Origin of the sequence: Pseudomonas aphyarum, from assembly GCF_028657055.1 — a bacterium.
GTDB classification, from domain to species: domain Bacteria; phylum Pseudomonadota; class Gammaproteobacteria; order Pseudomonadales; family Pseudomonadaceae; genus Aquipseudomonas; species Aquipseudomonas aphyarum.
This window is the reverse complement of record NZ_JAMDGS010000010.1, coordinates 269,412-284,637: the sequence shown is the minus strand read 5'-3', so window position 1 is coordinate 284,637 and position 15,226 is coordinate 269,412. Positions and strand designations below refer to the sequence as shown.

Annotated in this window: 12 protein-coding genes; 10 read left to right on the top strand and 2 right to left on the bottom strand. The window is 59.8% G+C overall.

Annotated features, from left to right (window positions below; all coding sequences use genetic code 11):
- The first annotated feature begins 13 nt into the window (after positions 1-13).
- Positions 14-1,660: a phosphoglucomutase (alpha-D-glucose-1,6-bisphosphate-dependent) gene (gene pgm, locus M5G18_RS15370; protein WP_273899455.1), complete on the top strand. Its 1,647-nt coding sequence runs from the start codon at positions 14-16 to the stop codon at positions 1,658-1,660.
- Positions 1,661-1,721: 61 nt separating this feature from the next.
- Here the strand turns inward: pgm and M5G18_RS15365 are convergent, their stop codons facing one another.
- Positions 1,722-2,417 carry a pirin family protein gene (locus M5G18_RS15365; protein ID WP_273899456.1) on the bottom strand — a complete coding sequence of 232 codons (696 nt, stop codon included), beginning with the start codon at positions 2,415-2,417 and terminating at the stop codon, positions 1,722-1,724.
- A 278-nt stretch (positions 2,418-2,695) separates the two neighbouring features.
- Here M5G18_RS15365 and M5G18_RS15360 point away from each other — a divergent pair, with 278 nt between their 5' ends.
- Entirely contained in the window at positions 2,696-5,170 is a 2,475-nt protein-coding gene (locus tag M5G18_RS15360; protein ID WP_273899457.1) for a UvrD-helicase domain-containing protein, read from the top strand.
- A 57-nt stretch (positions 5,171-5,227) separates the two neighbouring features.
- Here M5G18_RS15360 and M5G18_RS15355 read toward each other — a convergent pair whose 3' ends face one another.
- On the bottom strand, positions 5,228-5,500 hold the full coding sequence (locus M5G18_RS15355; RefSeq protein WP_011334086.1) for a DUF1652 domain-containing protein: 273 nt from the start codon (positions 5,498-5,500) through the stop codon (positions 5,228-5,230).
- A gap of 264 nt (positions 5,501-5,764) precedes the next feature.
- On the opposite strand from M5G18_RS15355, the gene M5G18_RS15350 reads away from it, so the two are divergent.
- The 8 genes from M5G18_RS15350 to M5G18_RS15315 all read left to right on the top strand — a co-directional run bounded on the left by M5G18_RS15350 (position 5,765) and on the right by M5G18_RS15315 (position 15,226).
- Complete coding sequence (locus M5G18_RS15350; RefSeq protein WP_273899459.1) at positions 5,765-6,580, top strand: helix-turn-helix domain-containing protein; 816 nt, start codon at positions 5,765-5,767, stop codon at positions 6,578-6,580.
- 51 nt (positions 6,581-6,631) lie between these two features.
- The gene (locus M5G18_RS15345; RefSeq protein ID WP_273899460.1) at positions 6,632-8,038 is read left to right on the top strand and encodes an NAD(P)/FAD-dependent oxidoreductase; all 1,407 of its coding nucleotides are present in this window, start codon (positions 6,632-6,634) and stop codon (positions 8,036-8,038) included.
- Positions 8,039-8,067: 29 nt separating this feature from the next.
- Positions 8,068-8,412, top strand: a complete 345-nt coding sequence (locus M5G18_RS15340) for a cupin domain-containing protein (RefSeq protein ID WP_011334089.1) — start codon at positions 8,068-8,070, stop codon at positions 8,410-8,412.
- Between the two features lie 56 nt (positions 8,413-8,468).
- Complete coding sequence (locus M5G18_RS15335; protein ID WP_273899461.1) at positions 8,469-9,554, top strand: polyamine ABC transporter substrate-binding protein; 1,086 nt, start codon at positions 8,469-8,471, stop codon at positions 9,552-9,554.
- A gap of 381 nt (positions 9,555-9,935) precedes the next feature.
- Positions 9,936-11,402, top strand: coding sequence for a serralysin family metalloprotease (locus M5G18_RS15330; protein ID WP_273899462.1), 1,467 nt, complete (start codon positions 9,936-9,938; stop codon positions 11,400-11,402).
- 93 nt (positions 11,403-11,495) lie between these two features.
- Positions 11,496-11,918 carry an AprI/Inh family metalloprotease inhibitor gene (locus tag M5G18_RS15325; RefSeq protein ID WP_273899635.1) on the top strand — a complete coding sequence of 141 codons (423 nt, stop codon included), beginning with the start codon at positions 11,496-11,498 and terminating at the stop codon, positions 11,916-11,918.
- Positions 11,919-12,092: 174 nt separating this feature from the next.
- On the top strand, positions 12,093-13,880 hold the full coding sequence (locus M5G18_RS15320) for a type I secretion system permease/ATPase (protein ID WP_273899463.1): 1,788 nt from the start codon (positions 12,093-12,095) through the stop codon (positions 13,878-13,880).
- On the top strand, positions 13,877-15,226 hold the full coding sequence (locus tag M5G18_RS15315) for an HlyD family type I secretion periplasmic adaptor subunit (protein WP_085603749.1): 1,350 nt from the start codon (positions 13,877-13,879) through the stop codon (positions 15,224-15,226). The genes M5G18_RS15320 and M5G18_RS15315 overlap by 4 nt, the downstream gene beginning before the upstream one ends.

Below are 15,226 nucleotides of genomic sequence, written 5' to 3'. Positions count from 1 at the left end.
TCAGAGGTTTTGCATGACACTCAGTCCTTTTGCGGGCAAACCGGCACCAGCAGAACTGTTGGTCGACATCCCGCGACTGGTTACGGCGTATTACACCGGTCAACCCGACGCCTCGGTTTCCACCCAGCGCGTGGCGTTCGGCACCTCCGGGCACCGGGGCAGTTCCTTTGATTTGAGTTTCAACGAGTGGCACGTTCTGGCCATCAGCCAGGCGATCTGCCTGTATCGCGAAGCCCAGGGCATCACCGGGCCGCTGTTCGTTGGTATCGACACCCATGCTTTGTCGACCCCGGCCGGGGCAAGTGCCCTGGAAGTGCTGGCGGCCAACGGCGTGACCGTAATGATCGCCGAAGGCGATGAATACACCCCGACCCCGGCGGTTTCTCACGCCATCCTTTGCTACAACCGTGGTCGCACCACCGGTCTGGCCGACGGCATCGTCATCACCCCGTCGCACAACCCGCCACAAAGCGGCGGCTACAAGTACAACCCAACCAACGGTGGCCCGGCCGACACCCACATCACCAAGTGGATCGAAGCCAAGGCCAACGAACTGCTGGCCAACAAACTGGCCGGCGTCAAACTCATCAGCTACGAGCAGGCGCTCAAAGCCGAAACCACCCACCGTCACGACTACGTCAACACTTACGTGGCCGACCTGATCAACGTCATCGACTTCGACGCCATTCGCGGCGCCAAACTGCGCTTGGGCGTCGATCCGCTGGGCGGAGCAGGGGTGCGCTACTGGTCGGCAATTGCCGAGCACTATCGTCTGGACCTGGACGTGGTGAACAAGGAAGTCGACTCGACGTTCCGCTTCATGACTGTCGACTGGGACGGGCAGATCCGCATGGACCCATCGTCCAGCCATGCCATGCAAGGCCTGATCGGTCTGAAAGAGCGCTTTGACGTGGCCTTCGCCTGCGACCCTGACCACGACCGTCACGGCATCGTCACACCGTCCGGCGGCCTGCTGGCACCGAACAATTACCTGGCGGTGTCGATCGACTACCTGTTCCAGAACCGTCCGCAATGGCGTGCCGATGCAGCCGTGGGTAAAACCGTGGTCAGCAGCGGTCTGATCGATCGCGTGGCCAAGCGTCTGGGCCGTCGCCTGTACGAAGTCCCGGTCGGTTTCAAATGGTTTGCCGATGGCCTGTTCGACGGCTCGCTGGGTTTTGGCGGCGAAGAAAGTGCCGGCGCCTCGTTCCTGCGCAAGGACGGCGGTGTCTGGAGCACTGACAAGGACGGTCTGATTCCGGCCCTGTTGGCTGCTGAAATGACTGCCCGTACCGGCCGCGACCCAAGCCAGGCCTACCGTGCACTGACCGATGAGTTGGGCGAGCCGTTCTCGGTGCGTGTCGACGCCAAGGCCAACCCGGAACAGAAAGCGCTGCTGAGCAAGCTGTCGCCGGAGCAGGTCACCTCGACCGAACTGGCAGGCGAGAAGATCCAGAGCATTCTCAGCAAGGCTCCAGGCAACGATCAGGCCATCGGCGGTCTGAAAGTGATGACCGAAAACGGCTGGTTCGCTGCGCGTCCGTCGGGCACCGAAGACATCTACAAGATCTACGCCGAAAGCTTCATCGGCGACGACCACCTCAAACAACTGGTGGCCGAAGCGCAAACCCTGGTAGACGGTGCGATCAGCACCAGATAAATCCAGACAACGGAAAAGGGCGACCCTGAGGTCGCCCTTTTTTGTGCCCGCGATTCGCCGATCAGGCCAGATCCACCAACACGATCTCGCTGTCTTCCAGCGCCGTGACGGTCAACACCTGTTCATCAGCCACCGCCACGCCGTCTCGAGCTTGTGCGCGCAAGCCATTGACTTCAATCACACCCGTAGCGGGAACCAGATAAGCACGGCGTCCGGCATCAAGACGATATTCAGCGGTTTCCCCGGCCTTGATATTGGCCGCCACCAAACGCGCGTCGGCGCGGATGCGCAGGCTTTGATCGTCACCGTCCTTGCCGCTGGCGAGGGTCACGAAACCTTCGCGGTCGCCTTTCGGGAACGGTTTGGCGCCCCAAGACGGCGGTGCGCCGGTTTCGGTCGGCAGAATCCAGATCTGGAAAATCTTGGTGTCCGTGGCTTCCAGGTTGTATTCGCTGTGAGCGATCCCGGTGCCGGCGCTCATGACCTGCACGTCACCAGCCTCGGTGCGGCCCTTGTTGCCCAGGTTGTCCTGGTGGCTGATCGCACCTTCACGCACGTACGTGATGATTTCCATGTCGCGGTGCGGGTGAGTAGGGAAGCCCGTGCCGGCGGCAATGATATCGTCGTTCCACACGCGCAGGTTGCCCCAGCTCATGCGTTGCGGATCGTAGTACTCGGCGAACGAAAAATGGTGATGGGCATCCAACCAGCCGTGATGGGCGCCGCCCAGCGAGCTGAAAGATCTGAGTTCAAGCATGATCGTCTCCTCAAAAGGTTCGTCATGGGGCGTGATGCCTGAGCCACGAAGCGAGACCGGTGATTGATGGCAGGCATCATCTATCAGTCAATCATCGATAAAAAGCGTAAAAAGTGCGGCATTCCCATCGAATCGTTTGATATGAAAAAGGCTCGAAACCATCTCATCCCACCTTCAATTCATCGCCTAAACCAATGACCTGTAAGCATTTCGCTAGAACAAAAAAGCAAATGCAGACACCATAGCCCTCAACAGCCTCACATCCGGAGTCCGTCAGCGTGGCGCAACACACCCCCGATCTTCCTCCCGAACTTCGTCCCCTGGCCGAGATGCCCTGGTTCAAACGCTTGGCGGCGCGTTTCCTTGGGCACGGTCTGACGCAATTGCGCGCCCAGCACCGGGCTTCGTGGCTGCACGGTCAGGCCGACGGTTTTCGCAGCGGGCATACCGCCGGCGTGGATTACGGGTACAAGGAAGGCAAGGCAGATGGGCTGGAGGAGGGTCGGCAGGTCTTGTTGATCCGCGACAGCCGCAATACCGAGCATCGCCCGCCGGGTATCGACAATCATCTGTTCGACGACTGGCGCCTGCCACTCAGCGCAGAATTGAAGAAGCGCATGAAAGCCGACGTCGCGCGCCTGCTGCCTGCGCACGCCCAGCCGAGCGTGGCGCAATGGAAGATGATTTTCAGCGATACCCCGTCAACCTCGGTGATTGCCGGCGCCGGAGCCGGCAAGTCGACCACGCTGGTACTGCGGATCCTGCTGCTGACTCACTACCTGGGTTTTGAGCTCGATTCGATGACCGTGGTGACCTTCACCCGCGAGTCGCGCAAGGATTTCATCAACAAACTGATCGAACTGTTCGTATTGTGGGGCCGGGCACTCAGTCAGAAAGACGCGCGGGATCTGGTGCGCACCTTCCACTCGCGGATCTTGCCGATGGTTCGCAGTCTGCCGGGGTTCGAGCGCTTGCAGGCATTCGAAAACCTCAGCCACCGCGCGCAGGGTGTAGATGAAGACGTCGACAGCAATCCGTTCGATCTACGCATCAACGACGCACAGCGCCAGCAGCTCAACGCCTGTTACCACCGACTCTACAAAGAAGACCCGCGCTTTGCGCAACTGATCCAGCCGTTGTCCCGGCACGCCTTGCAGCTTAAAGAGCTGGAACGTGATCACCCGGACGTGCAAAAGCGCGTCGCTGTAACGGAGCTGGCGGCTCGCCGCGACGAAGAGCTGTGCGACATGATCGAGGACATGTGGCTCCGCGCCGGCGCCTGGCCGATCAAGGGCATCGAACCGAGCCGCCAGACTTTCGAAATCAACGGCGCGTCCTTCCATTGCCACGGCTACATTCCGAGCCTGGATGCCTGGGTGGTATTGGGTTTCGATCCTCGGGAAAACCCGCAGGTCTGCCGTCCCAACGCCAAGCTGACGGTGCGTGCAGAGTGGGCAGTCAAGCGTACCCTGTTTCAAGCTTTCTGTCGTAAGCCATTGATTTGGCTTGATAGTTACGAGTCATCAAAGCGTTTATTGGCCACGCTGGCTGGTGATGTCAGCGCCGGTCCGGGCTTCGACTACAAGGTCAAAGGTGAGCTCGCGTCCGCGCCATTGCTCGACTGTTTTGTCGCCGCCGCAGGCTTTATCGAGAACCTGGGGCTGGACGTGCCGGACGCCGTTGGCCGCATGAGTTTCGCCAAGGACGATCCGGACCGGTTTTTCTTCGAGGCCTTGAGCCTGTTCTGGCGAGCGCTGGAAGACCATTTGCTGGATCAGAAGCCGCCGGTCATGACCTACAACCGGATGTTTGCGCTGTTCAGCGAACACTCACCGGAAAACTTCAAACTGCTCAGCGATGAGCTGCTGAGGCCGATGTCGCACCTGATGATCGATGAGTTTCAGGACGTTTCGCCGCAGATCGTCTCGTGGATCCGCGCCAGTCTCTCGGAAATCCGCAGTCGCGGCCCGGCCATGCACGTCGGACGAGGCGCGCAGCGATCGTCGCTGCTTTGCGTCGGTGATGACTGGCAATCGATCTACGGCTGGCGCGGCAGTTCACCGAGCTACTTCATGGAGTTCAACAAGGAATTCCCTTCGCCGAGCACGACCCGGGTGATGCTCAGCGACAACTATCGCAGCCATCAGCACATCATCGACGCGGCAGAGCACATCGTCCGGGCAGCGCCGGCGATCCCGGGCAAGAAGGCCAAAGCCAGCGGCGAGGAGAGACCGGTGCAGCCAGTCAACGTACTGGAGCGCGACGATCAGGCACTCGGCGAGCGCCTGGCAGAACACTATCGAAAGGGCGACTCAATCCTGATGCTCTATCGAAAAAGCAGCGATAAGTTGTTGATAGAGCAGCATATTCAGTCTGTAGTTAATGTGGATTCGAGCTTGCCGTACGAATCCCGTCGCCTGAAACAACTGACCTATCACAGTGCGAAAGGCCTGCAGGCCGACGCGGTTTTTCTGCTGGGCGATTGCCAGCACCTGACCAGTTCACCTTACAAGAATCAGGTGTATCGCATGGCCGGGCTGGGCAAGGCCGGCGACAGCGAGCCGTATGACAGCGCGCAAAAAGACGAAATCCTGCGCCTGGCCTATGTCGGTATCACTCGCGCAGTCAGCCATTGCTACTGGTATGTCGAGCCGCAAGACACTCAGGCGGTCAACATGCCCCGGGCCTCGGACCGGATTGCCAAAGGCAAACCGTTCTTCGTCGATCATCGTCCGGAAAAGAAAACAGCCTGAATCCAACGCCCATGAAAAAGCCCGCACAAAGCGGGATTTATTATTCTAATCAGCTAGTTACGCGTAACTCTTGAGAGATTCCGGAGGAATAAAAGCCTCCAGTTCATCCTCGACGGCTTCGATTATTCGTTCCACATCCGCCGCGTTCATCACCGTGGCACAGGGAATGCCGGCGATGGCGATCAGGGTTTCGCCGCTGGCCCGATCGAACAGGCGCGCGACCAGACTGCCCGGCGCATCCATGGTCGCCTCGAAACCCATGGGATGAAAATGCCAGCGCATCAGCTGGCAGGCATTGGGGAACGTGACCTTGCTTGACCCTTTATTCATGTGTTGCCCGCCTTCTTCATCGAGCGCTTCCGTTTGCTCATGGTAGGTGGGAAGAGCCTTCATTGGCCCAACCGGTGATTGCCTTTAAAAGTAGCATCTGGATGTGAAATTCCTGTGAGAATTTTCAGTTCATTTAGCGATTGCGCGGATTTTTTTGATGTAAGTCACAGCCCACCCCAATCGTCGCCAAAGTGCCATCACGTCCGGGTTGTTGATGCCGCGAGAGAAGTTGGGCAAGCTCGGTTCTTTTTCCAAGAGTCCCTTATGCACGCCGATGATGACGGCCCGGAACAGACGCGGGCCACGGCCGAAACGGTCATGCGCTATCACCTGTGCTGGAAACACCGGGACCTGGATGGCGTGATGGCGCTGTACCACTCGGACATTCAGTACAACGATTTCTTCCAGAACCGCGTGCTTGGTCTCGACGAGTTGCGCGAGTACGTCCGGGTCAGCATGCCGCGCGAATCCGACGAAGCGCTGGAGCATTGCGACCGCATCCGCATCGACGGCAATACCGCCTTCATTCAGTACGAAGTGACGTTGCGCGGCGGCAACGGGCTGGTGTCGTTTCGTTCCAGCGAAGCGATCACGGTCAAGGACGGGCAGATCTGGCGGGTCAACGAATATGCTTCGCTGGTGCGCGAGCAGGCCGACAGCCCGACGGCTACCAGCCAGCGCCCGGCGGTTAGCCGTCTGGGCCTGTCGCCGCGTCAGTTGAGCTTCATGGCCGATGACCTGCAGCAGTATTTCCAGCGTCAGCAGCCTTATCTCGATCCCGAGCTCGACCTGCAGCGAGTGGCGAAGGAGTGCGGTTACAGCCGCAACCAGATTTCCTATTTGCTGAATCAGGTGCTGGGGCAAAGCTTCTACCGCTACGTCAATCAGGCGCGTCTGCAACATCTGTTGCAGGCGCTGGACAACGCTACGCCGCCGTTGCGCATCGATGAACTGGCTTTCGCCGCCGGTTTCAATTCGCTCTCGGCTTTCTACAGCTGCTTTCGCCAGCACACCGGCCAGTCGCCCAAGGCCTACGCGAAGCAAATTTCTTTGCGGACACGCGCGCAAGACAATCCCTGAGTTCTGCCTCTAGGATCGACGCCATCGAAATCTGGATTGGCGGAGTCTTGCATGCCGGCGTGGCGCACTATCAGTTTGTGGATGGATCAACTCGACGAGCCGCTGACCGCGCGTCCGTCGCTTGCGCAGGATCTGGACGTCGACGTGGCGATCATCGGCGCCGGTTACACCGGGCTGTGGACTGCGTACTACCTGAAACAACAGGCGCCGAGCCTGAACATCGCCATCATCGAAGCGCAAACCGCCGGGTTCGGCGCATCCGGTCGCAACGGCGGCTGGTTGATGGGCAATTTGCTGGGCGAGGATCGTTTGCTGGCGGGCCTCTCGCCACAACAACGCCGCGCTTCGTTCGACCTGTTGCACGGCATTCCTGATGAAGTAGAAGTCGTCCTCGAACGCGAAGGCATCGACTGCGATTACCGCAAAGGCGGGGTGCTGTACTGCGCCGCGCGTTATCCCGAGCAGGAAGCCAGTCTTCGCGATTACCTGAAGAAACTCCACGCTCAGGGCCTGACTGACGACGATTACCGCTGGCTCAGCCCCGAACAATTGGCGCAGCAGATCCGCATCGCCAAACCTTACGGCGGCATCTTCGCGCCACATGTGGCGACCATTCACCCGGCGAAACTGGTGCGCGGTCTGGCGCGAACCGTTGAAAGCATGGGGGTGAAGATCTACGAAAACAGCCCGGTGACCCATTGGCAGGCCGGCAGCCTTCGCACCGACAACGCCAGCGTGCGCAGCCGCTGGGTCGTCCCGGCCATCGAAGGTTATTCGGTCACGTTGCCTCCGCTAGGCCGTTATCAATTACCGGTGCAGAGCCTGATCGTCGCCACCGAGCCGTTGTCCGCCGCGACCTGGGACGCCATCGGCCTCAGTCGGGGCCAGGCTTTCAGCGAATTCAGTCGTCAGGTCACTTACGGTCAGCGCAGCGCCGACAACCGGCTGATCTTCGGTGCCCGTGGCGGTTATCAGTTCGCCGGCAAGTTGCGGCACAACTTCGACCTGACCCGTGATGAAGTCGAGCTGCGCCGCTACCTGTTCGGTGAGCTGTTCCCGCAACTGAAAAACGTCCAGATCACCCACGCCTGGGGCGGCAACCTCGGCATGTCCCGGCATTTCAAACCGCACATGCTCTGTGACCGGGCCAACGGCATCGCGTTGTCCGGCGGCTATGGCGGGGAGGGTGTCGGCGCTTCCAACCTGGGCGGGCGGACGCTTGCGGATCTGATTCTCGAGCGCGATACCGAGCTGACCCATCAGCCGTGGGTGCTGCCCGACGGCGGGATTCACGCGCTGCGGGCCTGGGAGCCGGAACCGTGCCGCTGGCTCGGCTACAACGCGATCATCAAAAGCTTCGTCCACGAAGACCAGACCCTGGCCAACCCGGCGACCGCGCCATGGCGGCGCAAGCTTGCCAGCCAGGTAGCCGGGTTCATGGAAGGTTTCATGCACTAAACGTTGTTTACTACCAGACAGGTAACGCCATGAGCATCACCCAATTCAAGAACACCGCCACGTTGCAGCTGGATGAGTCCAACCCGGTGGCCGTGCCGCTCGGCACACCGGTGGCGATTGCCTCAACCACCAGCGTCGAGCGCGACGACGGCGTCGAAACCGGCGTCTGGGAATGCACTCCCGGTCGCTGGCGCCGGCAGATCACCGCTCAGGAGTTCTGCCATTTCATTTCCGGTCGCTGCACGTTCACCCCGGACGACGGCGGCGAAACCCTGCACATACAAGGTGGCGACGCACTGATGTTGCCGGCCAACACGCTCGGGATCTGGGACATCGAAGAAACCGTGCGCAAGACCTATGTCCTGATTTTCTGACGTTTTGATCCTTTTGATTGCCTGCCAACAACAATAGCCAATACAGGAATCGATCCATGATCCGAAAGACCCTCGCGCTCGCACCCTTGATGCTCGCCGTTTCCCTCGCTCAGGCGGCGGATACGGTCAAGGTTTACAACTGGTCCGACTACATCGCGCCGGACACCGCCAAGAACTTCGAAAAGGCCAGCGGCATTGGCGTCACCTATGACGTCTACGACAGCAACGAAACCCTCGACGGCAAGCTGATGACCGGCAAATCCGGTTACGACGTGGTGTTTCCGTCCAACCACTTCATGGCGCGGCAGATCGAGGGCGGGGCCCTGAAGAAGCTCGACAAGAGCCAGCTGCCTAACTGGAAGAACCTCAACCCGGTGTTGCTCAAGGCCTTGCAGACCAACGATCCGGGCAACGAACACGGCTTTCCGTACCTGTGGGGCAGCACCGGCATCGGCTACAACGTCGCCAAGGTCAAGGCCGTACTGGGTGACAACGCGCCGGTGGATTCCTGGGATCTGATCTTCAAACCCGAATACATGGAAAAGCTGCAGAAATGCGGCGTGGCGATCCTCGACAACGGCCCGGAACTGCTGCCGGCGGCGCTCAACTACCTGGGATTGCCGCATCACAGCAAGAACCCTGAGGACTACAAGAAAGCTGAAGCGCTGCTGATGAAAGTGCGGCCGTATGTCAGCTACTTCCATTCCTCGAAGTACACCAGCGATCTGGCCAACGGCGACATCTGCGTGGCCGTCGGTTTCTCCGGCGACATCCTGCAAGCGGAAAACCGCGCCAAGGAAGCGAAGAACGGCATCGAAATCGGCTACGAGATTCCCAAGGAAGGTGCCGCTATCTGGTTTGATATGGTCGCCATGCCCGCCGACGCACCGGACGAGAAGGCCGGCTACGCGTTCATGAATTACCTGCTGCAGCCCGACGTGATGGCCGGCATCAGCAACTACGTGCACTACGCCAATGGCAACGAACAGGCCGACAGCCTGATCGACCCGGCGATCAAGAACGACACCAAGGTTTATCCGAGCCCGGAAATGATGGGCAAGCTGTTCGCACTGGAAGCGATGCCGCTGAACATTGACCGGATCCGCACGCGGGTGTGGAACAAGATTCGTACTGGCAGCTGAAGAAAACAGGCGAGGGCGGTACAGCCCTCGCATTTCCTGTCTGATTTATTTGATATCAATACACTGGCATTGCACTAATAAAGTGCAGCAAAGTGAGACGCTGCTAACAAAAAACAACTTACCGATATTTAATATTTAAATAAGAAATCGTCAGACAATTAGGCAAATTCACCACACTTACAAACTTCTTTCGGCGGCACGCGCTTTGTTTACGGGAGTTTCCCGGAACAGTTCAATTTGATCTCAAAAAAACGCTAGACGTTAGATTTCAAATTGTGTCAGGTTTCTTACGCCTTCATTGGGCGAGTGATAGGACAATCTCGCCAGAGGTTGTCGCTATCGGACAAAAACTGTTCCATTGCTAAACAAGGAAGTGTGTTTATGTCGAAAGTAAAAGCTAACGCTATTGATACCGCCGAACAGGCTTTCCAGCTGGGCGCGGCGCCGGAACCACTGGCGGCAACCAGCACGGCGTATAACCAGATCAATAGCTTCAGCCATCAGTACGATCGTGGCGGCAACCTCACGGTCAATGGCAAACCCTCCTTTTCCGTCGACCAGGCCGCAACCCAGTTGCTGCGCGACGGCGCTGCCTACCAGGACAAGGATGGCAGCGGCAAGATCGAACTCACCTACACGTTCCTGACTTCGGCATCGTCCAGCACGATGAACAAACACGGGATCAGCGGGTTCAGTCAGTTCAGTACCCAACAGAAAGCCCAGGCCGTGCTCGCCATGCAATCCTGGGCCGATGTGGCCAATGTCACCTTCACCGAGAAAGCAACCGGCGGTGACGGCCACATGACCTTCGGTAACTACAGCGGCGGCCAGGATGGCGCTGCAGCGTTCGCTTATCTGCCAGGCACCGGCGCCGGTTACGACGGCACGTCGTGGTACCTGATCAACAGTGGCTACACGCAAAACAAAAACCCGGATCTGAACAACTACGGTCGTCAGACTCTGACCCACGAAATCGGCCACACCCTTGGCCTGGCGCACCCGGGCGACTACAACGCCGGCAACGGCAACCCGACCTACAACGACGCGACCTACGGGCAAGACACCCGCGGCTACAGCGTCATGAGCTACTGGAGCGAAAGCAACACCAGTCAGAACTTCAGCAAGGGCGGCGTGGAAGCCTATTCCTCCGGCCCGCTGATGGATGACATCGCAGCGATCCAGAAACTCTACGGCGCCAACCTGACCACCCGTACCGGTGACACCACCTACGGCTTCAACTCCAACGCCGGTCGCGATTTCCTCAGCGCCTCGTCGTCGGCCGACAAGCTGGTGTTCTCGGTGTGGGATGCGGGCGGCAAGGACACCTTCGACTTCTCGGGTTTCACCCAGAACCAGAAGATCAACCTCAATGAAGCCTCGTTCTCCGACGTTGGCGGCCTGGTGGGCAACGTGTCCATCGCCAAGGGCGTTACCATCGAGAACGCGATCGGCGGTTCGGGCAACGACCTGCTGATCGGCAACAGCGCGGCCAACGAGCTCAAGGGCGGTGCCGGCAACGACATCATCTGGGGCGCCGGCGGTGCGGACAAACTGTGGGGCGGCGCGGGCTCGGACACCTTTGTGTTCGCGGCCAGCTCCGACTCCAAGCCGGGTGCGATCGATCAGATCCTCGATTTCGTCAGCGGTCTGGACAAAATCGACCTGACCGGTATCACCAAGGGCGCCGGTCTGCACTTCGTCAGCGCCTTCACCGGCGCGGCGGGTGATGCGGTTCTGACGTCCTCGGGCGGCAACAGCCTGTTGTCGGTGGACTTCTCCGGGCACGGCGTGGCTGATTTCCAGGTCAGCACCGTCGGCCAGGCAGCCACCAGCGACATCGTGGCGTGATGTAACAAGGGAAAGCGGCGCTTGATGCGCCGCTTTCTTCGCTTGCTTCGTCTCGCTACGTGCGCAAGGCTACACGCCGGAGTGAAATTTCCTATGATTCGAAACCCTTTTTCCCGCATGGCAGTCGTCTGTTTCATGCCGATGCTGATGATGATTTCTGGAGAAACAACCATGGCAAGCAGCCTCAGACTCGAAGATCCATCGGTATTCGCCGGGCACTGGCAGGCGACGCTGACCGCCGCCCATGACGCCCCCGAAGCGCAGGCGCTGCAAGACAAACCCTCTAACACCTGCGTAATCGACCTTGAGCCAAACCAGACGCTGGGCCAGGGCGCCGATTGCCTGAGCGCCTGGCTGCAAGAAAACGCCATCGGCTGGTTTCCGGACCCGGACGGTCTGTCCATCACCGGTAAGGAAGGCTCAAGAATCAAGTTCTTCGGCCGACAACATGACGGACTTTATTCAAGCACTTTGACGTCAGGTCTGATCGTGACACTCAAGCGTATCGAGCAATAACGCTGCTGGTAATCAACGAAGCGATATAAACAAGTGCCCGACAGTTATAAGTCTTCGAAAAAGTTGTTGTGAAAGTGTAAGCGGGTACTTGCAAGTCATCTCTCGCAGGTAAGCGAAATAACAATTGAGCGCTCGTCATTATTTGGGCGAGTTCAATCATTTCAGGAAGAATCAATGAAGATGGCGAAGGCCCCAGCCACTGCTCCCTTATTCAAGGCCTTGGGTGACTATAAAAGCATTCTGATCAGCGTCGGATGTTTTACCGCATTGATAAACGTGCTGATGCTGGTGCCCTCCATATATATGCTCCAGGTTTATGACCGGGTGCTGTCTTCGCAGAACGAAACCACCCTGGCGATGCTGTCGCTGATGGTCGTCGGTTTCTTTGCCTTCATTGGTCTGCTGGAAGTGGTGCGCAGCTTTATCGTGATCCGCATCGGCAGCCAGCTGGAGCGCCGCTTCAATCTGCGGGTTTATCAGGCAGCGTTCGAGCGCAACCTGTTCAAGGGCGAGGGTAACGCCGGGCAGTCCCTGGGCGACCTGACCCACATTCGCCAGTTTGTCACCGGGCCTGCGCTGTTCGCGTTCTTCGATGCGCCGTGGTTCCCGGTCTACCTGTTCGTGATTTACCTGTTCAACGTCTGGCTCGGTGTGCTCGCCACGGCGGGTGCACTGCTGCTGATCGCGCTGGCGTGCCTGAACGAATACATGACCAAAAAGCCGCTGGGCGAAGCTGCCGGTTACTCGCAGAAGTCCAGCCAGTTGGCCACCAGCCATCTGCACAACGCCGAAACCATTCAAGCCATGGGCATGCTCGGTGCCTTGCGCAAGCGTTGGTTCCAGGTGCACTCGCGCTTTCTCGGCCTGCAGAATCAGGCCAGCGACACCGGCGCGGTGATCAGCTCGCTGAGCAAGACCCTACGTCTGTGCCTGCAATCGCTGGTTTTGGGCCTCGGCGCACTGCTGGTGATCAAGGGCGACATGACCGCCGGAATGATGATCGCCGGCTCCATCCTGATGGGCCGGGTGCTGAGCCCGATCGATCAATTGATTGCCGTGTGGAAGCAGTGGAGCGGGGCGAAGCTGGCTTACCGTCGCCTCGATGCGCTGCTGCAAGCCTTCCCGCCGAGCGATGACGCCATGGCGCTGCCGGCGCCGAAAGGCCAGATCACCTTCGAACAAGTCAGCGCCGGCCCTCCGGGTCAGCGCGCCGCAACCCTGCACATGGTCAACTTCAACCTGGCGGCCGGTGAAGTGCTCGGCGTGCTCGGTGCTTCCGGCTCCGGCAAATCGACCCTGGCGCGGGTGTTGGTTGGCGTATGGCCGGCCCTGGGCGGCACCGTGCGTCTGGACGGCGCCGATATTCACCGCTGGAACCGCGATCAGCTCGGTCCGTACATCGGCTATCTGCCGCAGGACATCGAACTGTTCAGCGGCAGCATCGCCGAGAACATTGCCCGCTTCAGCGAAGCCGATCCGCAAAAGGTCGTGGCTGCCGCGCAACAGGCCGGCGTGCACGAACTGATCCTGCGTATGCCGCAAGGCTACGACACACAGTTGGGCGAGGACGGCAGCGGTTTGTCCGGCGGCCAGAAACAGCGCGTGGCACTGGCCCGTGCGTTGTACGGCAACCCGAGCCTGGTGGTGCTGGACGAGCCGAACTCCAACCTCGACACCGTCGGCGAAGCCGCGCTATCCAGCGCGATCGTGCAGCTCAAGGCCCAGGGCACCACCGTGGTGCTGGTGACCCACCGTTCTTCGGTACTGGCCCAGGCCGACAAGCTGCTGGTACTCAACGACGGTCGCCTGCAAGCGTTCGGCCCGAGCCATGATGTGCTCAAGGCGCTGTCCGCCAACCAGCCCGGCAATCAGCCACAACACAATGAAAAACCTGCGCAAGCACCGGCCGGGCTCAGCATGAGCCGACAGTATCAGCCGACGACAAGGAATTCGGGTGTATGAGCAGCGCGAGCATGAACACGCAAAACGAAGCCACCATGGAACACGCGTACATCACCGAACGCCCGGAGCGCGATGCGAAATTCTTCGCCCGCATGGGCTGGATTCTGGCGCTGGTCGGTGCTGGCAGTTTCTTCACCTGGGCGGCATTGGCGCCGCTGGATCAAGGCATTCCGGTGCAAGGCACTGTGGTGGTGTCGGGCAAGCGCAAAGCCGTGCAGTCGATGAGCAGCGGCGTGGTCAGCCGGATTCTGGTGCGTGAAGGCGAGATCGTGAAGCAGGGCCAGCCGCTGTTCCGCCTCGACCAGACGCAGGTCGCCGCCGACGTGCAGTCGTTGCAGGCGCAATATCGCATGGCCTGGGCCAGCCTGGCGCGCTGGCAGGCCGAGCGTGACAACCTCAAGCAAGTGACCTTTCCGGCAGAACTGAGCGACAACGCCGATCCGCGCCTGGCGCTGGTACTGGAAGGCCAGCGCCAATTGTTCAGCAGCCGCCGCGAAGCGTTTTCCCGCGAGCAGGCCGCCCTGCGCGCCAGTATCGAAGGCGCCACCGCGCAACTGGCCGGCATGCGCCGCGCCCGTACTGACCTGAATGCGCAGGCCGACTCCCTGCAACAGCAGTTGAGCAACCTACAACCGTTGGCCGACAACGGCTACATCCCGCGCAACCGCTTGATGGAATACCAGCGTCAGCTGTCGCAGGTTCAGCAGCAACTGGCCGAGAACACCGGCGAAAGTGGCCGGGTGGAGCAGGGCATCCTTGAGTCCCGCCTGAAACTGCAACAGCACGGCGAGGAATACCAGAAGGAAGTCCGCACCCAGCTGGCCGACGCGCAACTGAAAAGCGTCACGCTGTCGGAGCAACTGACTTCCGCCGGTTTCGACCTGCAACACAGCGAAATACTCGCCACCGCCGACGGCGTGGCAGTCAACCTCGGCGTGCACACCGAAGGCGCCGTGGTGCGTCAGGGCGAAACCCTGCTGGAAATCGTCCCGCAAGGCACGCGCCTGGAAGTGGAAGGGCACCTGCCGATCAACCTGATCGACAAGGTCGGCACGCACTTGCCGGTCGACATCCTGTTCACCGCGTTCAACCAGAGCAAGACGCCACGAGTGCCCGGCGAAGTCAGCCTGATTTCCGCCGACCAGATGGTCGACGAGAAAACCGGCGTGCCGTACTACGTGCTGCGCAGCAGCGTCAGCGATCAGGCCATGGAAAAACTCAACGGTCTGGTCATCAAGCCCGGCATGCCGGCGGAAATGTTCGTGCGCACTGGCGAACGTTCACTCCTCAACTACCTGTTCAAGCCGCTGCTCGACCGCGCCGGTTCCGCGTTGACCGAAGAATAA

What these genes read in the sequence shown, in the direction of transcription:
- pgm (WP_273899455.1), top strand. Translation starts at nt 14, where the DNA reads ATGACACTCAGTCCTTTTGCGGGCAAACCGGCACCAGCAGAACTGTTG.
- M5G18_RS15365 (WP_273899456.1), bottom strand. Translation starts at nt 2,417, where the DNA reads ATGCTTGAACTCAGATCTTTCAGCTCGCTGGGCGGCGCCCATCACGGC.
- M5G18_RS15355 (WP_011334086.1), bottom strand. Translation starts at nt 5,500, where the DNA reads ATGAATAAAGGGTCAAGCAAGGTCACGTTCCCCAATGCCTGCCAGCTG.
- M5G18_RS15350 (WP_273899459.1), top strand. Translation starts at nt 5,765, where the DNA reads ATGCACGCCGATGATGACGGCCCGGAACAGACGCGGGCCACGGCCGAA.
- M5G18_RS15345 (WP_273899460.1), top strand. Translation starts at nt 6,632, where the DNA reads ATGCCGGCGTGGCGCACTATCAGTTTGTGGATGGATCAACTCGACGAG.
- M5G18_RS15340 (WP_011334089.1), top strand. Translation starts at nt 8,068, where the DNA reads ATGAGCATCACCCAATTCAAGAACACCGCCACGTTGCAGCTGGATGAG.
- M5G18_RS15335 (WP_273899461.1), top strand. Translation starts at nt 8,469, where the DNA reads ATGATCCGAAAGACCCTCGCGCTCGCACCCTTGATGCTCGCCGTTTCC.
- M5G18_RS15330 (WP_273899462.1), top strand. Translation starts at nt 9,936, where the DNA reads ATGTCGAAAGTAAAAGCTAACGCTATTGATACCGCCGAACAGGCTTTC.
- M5G18_RS15325 (WP_273899635.1), top strand. Translation starts at nt 11,496, where the DNA reads ATGATTCGAAACCCTTTTTCCCGCATGGCAGTCGTCTGTTTCATGCCG.
- M5G18_RS15320 (WP_273899463.1), top strand. Translation starts at nt 12,093, where the DNA reads ATGAAGATGGCGAAGGCCCCAGCCACTGCTCCCTTATTCAAGGCCTTG.
- M5G18_RS15315 (WP_085603749.1), top strand. Translation starts at nt 13,877, where the DNA reads ATGAGCAGCGCGAGCATGAACACGCAAAACGAAGCCACCATGGAACAC.